At 58.8% G+C, this 9,878-nt stretch carries 9 protein-coding genes, 1 tRNA gene and 1 pseudogene; 5 read left to right on the top strand and 6 right to left on the bottom strand.

Going from position 1 to position 9,878, the window contains the following annotated elements:
* The 4 genes and pseudogenes from ACZ9IM_RS15100 to ACZ9IM_RS15085 form a co-directional block, all read left to right on the top strand.
* Positions 1 to 138: pseudogene (locus ACZ9IM_RS15100) on the top strand (electron transfer flavoprotein subunit alpha/FixB family protein); the annotation flags it as partial.
* Positions 139 to 163: 25 nt separating this feature from the next.
* Positions 164 to 1,006 (top strand): HTD2 family dehydratase, encoded by an 843-nt coding sequence (locus ACZ9IM_RS15095; protein WP_476224346.1) that lies wholly within the window; start codon positions 164 to 166, stop codon positions 1,004 to 1,006.
* Positions 1,003 to 1,818 (top strand): HpcH/HpaI aldolase/citrate lyase family protein, encoded by an 816-nt coding sequence (locus ACZ9IM_RS15090; protein ID WP_476224345.1) that lies wholly within the window; start codon positions 1,003 to 1,005, stop codon positions 1,816 to 1,818. The genes ACZ9IM_RS15095 and ACZ9IM_RS15090 overlap by 4 nt, the downstream gene beginning before the upstream one ends.
* Positions 1,819 to 1,875: 57 nt before the next feature.
* The gene (locus tag ACZ9IM_RS15085) at positions 1,876 to 3,267 is read left to right on the top strand and encodes an aldehyde dehydrogenase family protein (RefSeq protein WP_476224344.1); all 1,392 of its coding nucleotides are present in this window, start codon (positions 1,876 to 1,878) and stop codon (positions 3,265 to 3,267) included.
* A 348-nt stretch (positions 3,268 to 3,615) separates the two neighbouring features.
* Here the strand turns inward: ACZ9IM_RS15085 and ACZ9IM_RS15080 are convergent.
* From ACZ9IM_RS15080 to ACZ9IM_RS15055, 6 genes are all read right to left on the bottom strand, one after another.
* Positions 3,616 to 3,691, bottom strand: a tRNA-Gly gene (locus ACZ9IM_RS15080).
* A gap of 63 nt (positions 3,692 to 3,754) precedes the next feature.
* Positions 3,755 to 4,315 (bottom strand): CDP-diacylglycerol--glycerol-3-phosphate 3-phosphatidyltransferase, encoded by a 561-nt coding sequence (pgsA, locus tag ACZ9IM_RS15075; protein WP_008066866.1) that lies wholly within the window; start codon positions 4,313 to 4,315, stop codon positions 3,755 to 3,757.
* A 33-nt stretch (positions 4,316 to 4,348) separates the two neighbouring features.
* Positions 4,349 to 6,172, bottom strand: coding sequence for an excinuclease ABC subunit UvrC (gene uvrC / locus ACZ9IM_RS15070; RefSeq protein ID WP_008066868.1), 1,824 nt, complete (start codon positions 6,170 to 6,172; stop codon positions 4,349 to 4,351).
* A 2-nt stretch (positions 6,173 to 6,174) separates the two neighbouring features.
* On the bottom strand, positions 6,175 to 6,816 hold the full coding sequence (gene gacA / locus ACZ9IM_RS15065) for a response regulator transcription factor GacA (RefSeq protein WP_476224343.1): 642 nt from the start codon (positions 6,814 to 6,816) through the stop codon (positions 6,175 to 6,177).
* Between the two features lie 127 nt (positions 6,817 to 6,943).
* The gene (locus ACZ9IM_RS15060) at positions 6,944 to 7,387 is read right to left on the bottom strand and encodes a GNAT family N-acetyltransferase (protein WP_427623196.1); all 444 of its coding nucleotides are present in this window, start codon (positions 7,385 to 7,387) and stop codon (positions 6,944 to 6,946) included.
* On the bottom strand, positions 7,388 to 8,146 hold the full coding sequence (locus ACZ9IM_RS15055; RefSeq protein ID WP_476224342.1) for a carbon-nitrogen hydrolase family protein: 759 nt from the start codon (positions 8,144 to 8,146) through the stop codon (positions 7,388 to 7,390).
* A 628-nt stretch (positions 8,147 to 8,774) separates the two neighbouring features.
* Between ACZ9IM_RS15055 and ACZ9IM_RS15050 the strand changes: the two genes are divergently transcribed.
* On the top strand, positions 8,775 to 9,863 hold the full coding sequence (locus ACZ9IM_RS15050) for a 3-deoxy-7-phosphoheptulonate synthase (RefSeq protein WP_476224341.1): 1,089 nt from the start codon (positions 8,775 to 8,777) through the stop codon (positions 9,861 to 9,863).
* The last annotated feature ends 15 nt before the right edge of the window (positions 9,864 to 9,878 follow it).

Genomic DNA, 9,878 nt, shown 5'->3' with positions numbered 1-9,878 from the left:
CACCTGGCCGGCATGAAAGACTCCAAAGTGATCGTTGCGATCAACAAGGACGAAGAAGCGCCGATCTTCCAGGTGGCCGATTACGGCCTGGTGGCGGATTTGTTCGAAGCGATTCCAGAAATGGCCGCCCTGGCCTGATCACCGACCGACAGGAGCGAAATTTATGAGCAATATCGATTTTTCAGCGTGGATCGGACGTCGTCAGGAAAGCCAGGACCGGATCAGCTTCAACCTGGTTAAACGCATTGCCGCAACCTTGAGCGAAGTGGCACCGCTGCCTGGCGAAACGCTGCCGCCACTGTGGCACTGGGCGTTCTTTCAAGAGCCGGTTGCAGCCAGCGAACTGGGCCCTGACGGTCATCCGGCGCTGGGTGGTTTCTTGCCTCCGGCGCACAACCGCAATCGCATGTGGGCAGGTAGCCGAATCGAGTTCTACCAGCCTTTGAAGGTGGAGGCGGATGTGACCTGTGTTTCGACCATCCTCAACGTCGAAGAAAAGCTCGGCCGCACCGGTTCACTGCTGTTTGTCACGGTGCGCCATGAGTATCTCCAGGACGGCCAACGCGCCCTGCAAGATGAGCAGGACATCGTCTACCGCGAACCGACACCACCCAAACTGAACGGCACCGAAGCGCTCCCCGAGGGCCAATGGCAGGAACCGGTCGAGCCGTCCGCGACCCTGCTGTTCCGCTATTCCGCGGTCACCTTCAATGGCCACCGGATTCACTATGACTGGCCTTACGTCACAGAGACCGAAGGCTATCCGGGACTGGTGGTGCATGGTCCATTGATTGCCACGTTGAACCTGCGTGCCTTTACCAAAGCGCACCCGTCCGCGCGCTTGAAGCGCTTCACCTTCCGAGGGGTCCGACCGCTGATTTCGCCGCAACCTTTCGAGGTCGGCGGACGCTTGATTGACAGTGGCAAGGCGCAGGTCTGGGCAGGCAATCAGGACGGCACCGCGCAGATCGGTGAAGTCGAGTTCAGCCAGGGAGAAACACCATGAGTCCATCGATTGTTCGCTCCGCCCTGTTTGTGCCGGCCACCCGTCCAGAGCGCATCCCCAAAGCCATCGCCACTGGCGCGGACCGGGTGATTGTCGACCTCGAAGATGCCGTGCAGGAAAACCTCAAAGAGCAGGCCCGGGATAACCTTGAGCGCTTCTTGAGTGAACACCCCGAAGCTCAAGTGCTGGTTCGGGTGAATGCCCCGGAGCACTGGGCGCACGCCGCGGATCTGGATCTTTGCCGTCGGCATGCCGGCGTGACCGCCATTCTGCTACCCAAAGCAGAAAGCGCGGCGCAAGTGTCCACCGCGGGGAGCACCGGCAAACCGATCTGGCCGATCATCGAGAGCGCCAAAGGCTTGGCGGCACTCAGCTCGATTGCCAGCGCCCAAGGCGTTGAACGCTTGTCGTTCGGCAGCCTCGACCTGGGCCTGGATCTGAACCTGACCGCCGGCAGCCGTGCTGCCGAAGAGATTCTCAGCCACGCCCGCTACGCCGTGTTGCTCTGCACACGGGTTGCTGGACTGGCCCCGGCGCTGGACGGTGTCTTCCCCTCAATCCAGGACACCGCTGGCCTGCACAACACCGTTCAATTTGCCCGCGACATGGGCTTTGGCGGCGCGTTGTGCATCCATCCGAGCCAGGTGGCGATCATCCATCAGGCGTTAAAACCCAGTCCTGAAGAACTGCTCTGGGCGCAACGCATTATCGAAGCCGCCAGCTCAGGTGACGGCGTCTTCGTGCTGGATGGGCAAATGGTCGACGCACCAGTCATTGGTCGCGCGCACGCCATTCTGGCGCGCGCGACCTGACTCAACGGCGGCGCTTTTGTTTGCTGCGTACTCATTCCTACCTCATAGGACGGTGTCATGATTAACGTTTCTGGCCTTACCCATGCCATTTCGATCAACCCCGCCAACGGCGAGCAGATCGGTCACTACCCTTTCGAATCGGCCTCGACACTGGACGCCGCCCTTACCCGCGCCGCTGCCGGGTTCCGCGTCTGGCGCAGCAAACCCGTTGATCAACGCTCGCAATTGTTGATCGCCTTGGCACAGGCATTGCGCGACAACGCCGCAGCGATGGCAAACATGATCACCCTGGAAATGGGTAAGCCCACCACACAGGCGCGCGGTGAAATTGAAAAATGTGCGCAGCTCTGCGAGTGGTACGCCGAACACGGCCCCGCCATGCTGACCGCCGAACCCACCCAGGTCGAGGGAGGTAAGGCGCGCATCGAATATCGCCCACTGGGCCCGATTCTCGCCGTGATGCCGTGGAACTTTCCTATCTGGCAGGTGCTTCGCGGCGCGGTTCCAGCGCTGATCGCTGGCAACACTTACGTCCTCAAGCATGCGCCCAACGTGATGGGCTGCGCCTATCTGCTGCAGGATGCTTTCAAACGCGCAGGCTTTGAGGAGGGGGTTTTCGAAGTCATCAATGTCACGCCGGACGGCGTCTCCACCGCGATCGCCGACCCACGCATCGCCGCTGTGACACTCACCGGTAGCGTGCGAGCGGGTATGGCCATCGGCGCTCAAGCCGGTGCGGCGTTGAAGAAGTGTGTATTGGAATTGGGCGGCTCCGATCCGTTCATTGTGCTCAACGATGCCGACCTCGACGAAGCGGTCAAAGCGGCCGTCATCGGCCGCTATCAGAATACCGGGCAAGTCTGCGCGGCCGCCAAACGCCTGATTGTCGAGCAAGGCATTGTCGAGGCATTCACCCACAAGTTCGTCGAAGCCACCCGCGAGTTGGTCGTCGGCGATCCATTGGCCACAAACACCTACATCGGCCCCATGGCTCGCTTCGATCTTCGTGATGAGCTGGATCGTCAGGTCCAGCAGACGCTGGAAGAAGGCGCGACATTGTTAATGGGCGGCAAGAAGGCTGAAGGCCCTGGCAACTTTTATGAGCCCACCGTATTCGCAGATGTCACCGACCGGATGACCTCATTCAAACAGGAACTGTTTGGCCCGGTGGCCTCAATCATCACCGCGCGCGATGCAGCCCATGCCCTAGAGCTGGCCAATGACAGTGAGTTCGGACTTGCCTCAACCATTTACACTCGCGATATCGAGCTTGCCCATAAGCTGGCGGGCGAACTGGAAACCGGCGGTGTGTTCATCAATGGCTATTGCGCAACCGACCCACGTGTCACCTTCGGCGGCGTGAAAAAAAGCGGTTTCGGCCGGGAGCTGTCACATTTCGGGGTCCGTGAGTTCTGCAATGCACAGACGGTGTGGCTGGACCGCCGCTGATTGCATCGAAGGTCAATGTTTTGCGACTCAATCAATATCCCAACGACTCTACCTGGCTTAGCTCCGAGCCGATGGAGATTCGCGCCGGCACCGACACCTCGCTTACGCGGGTCGTGGCGGTGTTCGGTACGGCGAAACCGCACTTCGCTTATCTGAAGGGCACCAGTGCCGTCAGAGAACGTAGTCATCAGAAATTCCCACTCGTTGGAACTAACAGGTCGCCCTGATTCGCACCTTTCGTGTTAACGAAAAAACGAGGGCCGTCGATGCCAAGGAAGATGCAGGCCTGGGATTTTCTTTGACGCAAAAAAAAATGGACCTCTTTTCAGAGGTCCATTTTTTAATATTTGGAGCGGGAAACGAGACTCGAACTCGCGACCCCGACCTTGGCAAGGTCGTGCTCTACCAACTGAGCTATTCCCGCGTCTTGGTGAGGCGCATTCTATAGAATCCACATCCCCCGTCAACCCCTTGATTCAAAAAAAGTTTATTTCTTTTCCACGTCCGTCTTCAGATGCGGCCAGGCAGCCCGCAAGTATTGGACCATGGACCACAACGTCAGGCCAGCGGACACCAGCAACAAGGCATACCCCATCAGAACCCAGAAGCTGAAGTCCGAAGGATTGGCCAGCAGGATCACCAGCGCCAGCATCTGCGCGGCGGTTTTCCATTTGCCCAAGTTCGACACCGCTACATGGGCGCGGGCACCGAGTTCGGCCATCCACTCGCGCAGTGCCGAGACAACAATTTCGCGACCGATGATAACGGCGGCCGGCAGCGTGAGCCACAGATTGCCATGCTCTTGCACCAGCAGAACCAGAGCAACGGCGACCATCAGCTTGTCTGCAACAGGATCGAGGAAGGCCCCGAACGGTGTGCTTTGTTCCAGACGACGGGCCAGATACCCGTCGAGCCAGTCGGTCGCGGCGGCAAAGGCGAAGACCGAGGCGGACGCCAGATAGCTCCAGTGGTAAGGCAAGTAAAACAGCAAAATGAAGATCGGGATGAGCAGGACGCGTAGAACGGTAATCAGATTAGGGATATTCATCGGCACAACTGGCTACGAGGTGAGTTGGGCATTCTACTCGCTGTGCAGATTTGCATAAATCAACTCTGCGAGCTTTTTGCTGATTCCGGGTGCTTTGGCGATCTCTTCGATGCTGGCACGAGACAGCTCCTGCAATCCACCAAAATGTTTTAACAAATCGCGCCGGCGTGTCGGTCCGACACCGGCAACGCCCTCAAGTGTAGACGTGCGGCGAGTTTTGCCACGACGTGCGCGGTGCCCGGTAATGGCGAAACGGTGCGCTTCGTCGCGTATCTGCTGGATCAGATGCAGCGCGGGGGAATCGCCGCGCAAGGTGAATTCATGGGCTGCGTCGTTGAGGTACAGGGTTTCAAAACCGGCCTTGCGCGTCGCGCCCTTGGCAACACCCAGCAAAATCAGGTCGGGCACAGCCAGTTCGTTAAGCACATCACGGGCCATGGATAGTTGACCTTTGCCGCCGTCGACCAGCAGGATGTCCGGTAACTTGCCCTCGCCGTCCTTCAATTTACTGAAGCGCCGGGTCAACGCCTGGTGCATCGCGGCATAGTCATCGCCCGGGGTAACGCCTTCAATGTTATAGCGGCGGTAGTCGGACTTGATCGGGCCTTCCGGGCCGAACACCACGCAGGACGCCACAGTGGCCTCGCCGCTGGAATGGCTGATGTCGTAGCACTCAAGACGTTGTGGCGGCTCGTCCAGTTTCAGCACTTCGGCCAAGGCATCGAAACGGGCCGCAACGTGTTGCCGGTTAGCCAAACGTGCGCCTAGCGCTTGCTCGGCATTGGTGACCGCCAATTGCTGCCAGCGCGCCCGGGTGCCGCGTACTCGATGGCTGATGGTCAATTCACGACCGCGCAACTCTTCGATGGCTGCGATCAGGGTCGGAAAGTCTTCGTGAACCACGTTGACGATCAGCTCGCTCGGCAAGTCCCGTTCAGGACTGCTGATGAAGTATTGGCCAAGAAACGCTGCCATGACTTCAGAAACGTCTTCCTCGATACCCACCTGCGGAAAGAAGTTCTTGCTCCCCAACACCCGACCACCGCGCACGCTGATCAGGTGCACACAGGCGCCACCTGGATTGACGAACGCCGCAATCACATCGACATCGCCCGTCCCGCCTTCCATGCTTTGCTGGTCCTGGACCCGACGCAGCAACGAGATCTGGTCACGCAGCTCGGCGGCGCGCTCGAATTCGAGGTTGACCGCCGCCTCCTCCATAGCCGCAGACAACTCGTCCGCCAGAGCGTTGCTGCGCCCTTCAAGAAACATCACCGAGTGGCGTACATCTTCGGCATACACCTCGGGCTCCACCAGCCCCACACACGGCGCCTTGCAGCGTTTGATCTGGTACTGCAGACAAGGTCGAGCGCGGTTCTTGTAAAAGCTGTCTTCACACTGACGAACGAAAAACGCCTTTTGCAGCAGGCTCAGGCTTTCGCGAATCGCCCCGGCGCTGGGATAAGGGCCGAAATATTTGCCCTTGGCCTTTTTCGCCCCGCGATGAATGCTCAAGCGTGGGAACTGGCCATCCGAGAGAAAGACATAAGGGTAGGATTTGTCGTCGCGCAGCAGGATGTTGTACGGCGGACGCCATTCCTTGATGAGCGTCTGCTCAAGCAGCAAGGCCTCGGTTTCGTTGGCCGTGATGGTGGTTTCGACCTGGGCGATACGGCCTACCAGCGCGGCGGTCTTGGGAGCAAGACCAGCTTTGCGGAAGTAGCTCGCCAAACGCTTCTTGAGATTTTTCGCTTTGCCGACATAGAGCAGGCGCGCATCACTGTCGAACATGCGATAGACGCCCGGCCGACCACTGACCGTCGACAGAAAAGCACTTGGATCGAAGATTTCAGTCATTTTCAGAGGCTGGCATCAACCATGCCGTGACGAACCGCCAGCAGCGTCAATTCGACATAGCTGCTGATCGAAAGCTTCTCGAAAATACGGTAACGGTAGGTATTCACTGTTTTTGGCGACAGACACAACTTGTCGGAGATGATCTGCACCTTCTGACAGCCGACAATCATCAACGCAATCTGGATTTCCCGCTCCGACAAGGCGTCGAAGGGCGAATCATTGGTTGGCTGGAACGACTTGATCGCCAGTTGCTGGGCAATCTGCGGGCTGATATAGCGCTGCCCGGCAAACACCAGGCGAATAGCCTGGACCATTTCCGGCAATCCGGCGCCCTTGGTCAGGTAACCTGCGGCACCGGCCTGTAACAACCGGGTAGGAAACGGATCTTCTTCGCACACGGTGACCGCGACGACTTTGATGTCCGGATGACTGCGCAATAATTTGCGCGTGGCTTCAAGACCGCCGATCCCGGGCATCTTGACGTCCATCAGCACCACATCGGGTTTCAACTCACGCGCTTTGAGCAGGGATTCCTCCCCTGACTCGGCCTGACCGACTACTTGCAGGCCATCGATGTCAGCCAGCATTCGTGTAATGCCTGTACGAACGAGATCATGGTCATCGACTACTAGCACCCTAATCAAGCAGACACCTCGCGAATTGGTCTTATTGGGTTGTCGGACACCTTAGCAAAAAGCAACTGGCAGACCTAGCGGCAAGTAGCATATAAAAAGTGTCAAATCTTCTTGCGAGGCTTGCCGCCAGTGTGTTTCAGCGGTGCAGTCCATTGATATCACGCTGCATTCTCAGGAAGCACTGGTCCTTGCCGACCACCTTCAAGCCCTTTCTCTCGTAAAGTATTTTCGCCGGGTTATTTTCAAAAACAGTCAGACGCAATGCCGGGCGTCGTTCCTTGCATGCCATGGCGAATACCTGATCGATCGCCCAGGAACCGGCGCCCTGCCCCTGGTACGCTGCTGACACATGTAATTCGCGGATATACAAGGCTCTGGCGTCACGGCTCAGGCTGACATAACCCATCAGCGTGTCATCACGCACGATCAACCAGTTTTCGCGTCCCTCCCAGGCGACATCGAAGGCCTCGTCCAGCCACAACAGCTCATGTTGAATGTAGTAGCGAAGCATATTTCGACAAGTCAGGTCACGGGCAAAGTCCAGGTCCCGCGGGGTTGCCGGACGCAATTCGAAACCCATTCAAGCCTCCGCCACAGCCACGATTTGCCCTTTCCAGCCGTCAGCATTGCGGCGAGCAACGACCATAAGGTTCCCCGTACCCGGCGCCGCCACAATCAACGTCCCGTCCGCCGCCCAGATTGCACTGCGCCCTGCCGACTCCCAGCCACCCGTTGCGCCACCATGATTGGCCATCAGAACCGCCATCGAGTGAGTGCAAGCATAGCCTTGCAATAGTGCGGTATCCGGAGCGTAGCCGTTTTCTGTGATTAACACGCCCGCGGCATAAAGATCAGCACCCTGCCGTGCCGCGGCTGTCGCGTGACTGGCGTGAGAAAAATCGGCGCAGACCGCCAGCGCGACGGTGTCGGTACCGATCTTAAATGTCGAACCGCCCGTTCCCGGAGCAAACGCCACCTCCTCGCCCGGGTGCAGATGCTGTTTGCTGTAAACCCCAAGCGAACCATCAGCGCCCAATACCAGAGCTCCGATCAATACCGGCGAATCGCCCGACAGACGAATCGGCATCCCGACGACACTCGTCACACCGACTTCCCGCGCAAAATCGCGCAGCGGTTGCAGCACCCCGGCGTCTGGCGCTATGGCCAGCTCCGCTGCCAGACCACGCTCATAGCCGGTCAGCGACAACTCAGGAAACACCAGCAATTGCACGCCCTGTTGCGCGGCAACCTGCATGAAGCGCTGATGCCCGGCAATATTGGCAGCAAGATCACCGGCAATGGCGATTGATTGAGCGGCGGCGATGGTCAGTGTCGTCATGGTTCGTCCTTGTGACGTTGTGGTTGTTGGGCGCAACGCAAAGTGTGTCACAACCCTCGACGTACTCAAGCGATAGAAAAGCCCATGATGATCGATAGCATTTTCTGATTGAATCCGCGTACCGGCCTCTAGTAAGCTCGGCGCATTCATCGGAGACAGACCATGCTCAACGCCCTCTCACAGCTTCGTACCGCCAGCGCCGCGCGCTCGGTTGCGGCTGCCCGGGTGAATGACGTTTGTGCTTCGGTCAGCTTTTATTTTGGGTATTGGTTTAGCCACTGGCGCGCCTGATACCCACACGGCGCCCACTTTAAACGGGTCGCCACCAGAGAATTCTCAACCCCCGGTCGGCCTCCCGACCGGGGGTTTTGTTTTTTCAGCCCTGAACATTTTTAGCGTCACACCAGACAATTTGAGGATTCACGACATGAACTACGCCACTTATTACCGTTACGACAGTTTTACCGCCTGGCGATTTACCAGCCTCCGCTCGGGACAGCCTGCCGCCTCCGATCGGTCACCCACAGGTGGCAAGCACACACACGCAGCCAATCCGGCCAATTGTCGAACACCCCAATAGGGCCGAGCGCGCGGGAACGAACCCGCCGCCAGCCCAGGAAACCCGAATATGAACTCGTCCGTCTCTGCTCTGCCGCTGTCCACCTTGAACCCTGCCAATGAAGCGCTGACCTTGCGTCTGCCCAGCTCATTGCAACTCAAACAGCAGTTACCCCTCAGCAACGCCCTGACCCAGCAAGTCGCCGCCCACCGTCAGGCGGTTCGCGCGATCCTCAACGGTGAAGACTCCCGTCTGCTGGTCATCGTCGGTCCGTGCTCGATTCACGATCCCCGTTCCGCCCTCGAATACGCCACCCACCTTGCCCGTCTAGCTGCCGAAGTCAGCGATGAGATGCTGTTAGTGATGCGCGCCTATGTCGAAAAACCCCGCACCACGGTGGGATGGAAAGGCCTGGCCTACGACCCGCATCTGGATGGTAGCGACGACATGGCCGGCGGTTTGACGCTGTCCCGCGAATTGATGCGCGAAATGCTCCAGCTGGGCTTACCCGTTGCCACCGAGCTGCTGCAACCGATGGCCGCCGGCTACTTCGACGACCTGCTGAGCTGGGTCGCGATTGGCGCCCGTACCACCGAATCACAGATCCACCGGGAGATGGCCAGCGGCCTGAGCATGCCGGTTGGGTTCAAGAATGGCACCGATGGCGGTGTGGCTATCGCCAGCGACGCCATGCGCTCGGCCGCCCATCCCCATCGTCATTTCGGCGTCGATAGCCAGGGGCATCCTGCGATTATCCAGACACCAGGCAACGCCGATACCCATCTGGTATTGCGTGGCGGCCATCGCGGGCCGAACTACGACCGTGACAGCATCGCTCAAGTGCACAGCGATTTGACCCGGCTCAAGATTCCGGCGCGGATCATGGTCGATTGCAGCCACGCCAACAGCGGTAAAGACCCATTGCGTCAGCCAGCGGTGTTCAACGACGTGCTTGAACAGCGCCTGCAGGGTGATCGATCGTTGATTGGCATGATGATCGAAAGCCATCTGTTCGAAGGTTGCCAAGCGCTGAGCCCGTCGCTGCGTTACGGGGTATCGGTAACGGATGGCTGCCTTGGCTGGACCGGGACAGAACGGTTGTTGCAGCAGGCAGCCGGGCAACTTCGTGCGCAGCGCTGTACCCAACAGCCAAAGTGACCAGTGCCCGCCTTC

Source organism: Pseudomonas sp. TE12508 (assembly GCF_056279485.1).
The sequence above is the reverse complement of the archived record's forward strand: the minus strand, read 5'-3'. Positions and strand labels throughout refer to the sequence as shown.

Excerpts from the sequence above, each read along its gene's own strand:
- ACZ9IM_RS15050 (WP_476224341.1), top strand. The coding sequence starts at position 8,775 with ATGAACTCGTCCGTCTCTGCTCTGCCGCTGTCCACCTTGAACCCTGCC.
- ACZ9IM_RS15090 (WP_476224345.1), top strand. The coding sequence starts at position 1,003 with ATGAGTCCATCGATTGTTCGCTCCGCCCTGTTTGTGCCGGCCACCCGT.
- ACZ9IM_RS15095 (WP_476224346.1), top strand. The coding sequence starts at position 164 with ATGAGCAATATCGATTTTTCAGCGTGGATCGGACGTCGTCAGGAAAGC.
- ACZ9IM_RS15060 (WP_427623196.1), bottom strand. The coding sequence starts at position 7,387 with ATGGGTTTCGAATTGCGTCCGGCAACCCCGCGGGACCTGGACTTTGCC.
- ACZ9IM_RS15085 (WP_476224344.1), top strand. The coding sequence starts at position 1,876 with ATGATTAACGTTTCTGGCCTTACCCATGCCATTTCGATCAACCCCGCC.
- ACZ9IM_RS15055 (WP_476224342.1), bottom strand. The coding sequence starts at position 8,146 with ATGACGACACTGACCATCGCCGCCGCTCAATCAATCGCCATTGCCGGT.
- uvrC (WP_008066868.1), bottom strand. The coding sequence starts at position 6,172 with ATGACTGAAATCTTCGATCCAAGTGCTTTTCTGTCGACGGTCAGTGGT.
- pgsA (WP_008066866.1), bottom strand. The coding sequence starts at position 4,315 with ATGAATATCCCTAATCTGATTACCGTTCTACGCGTCCTGCTCATCCCG.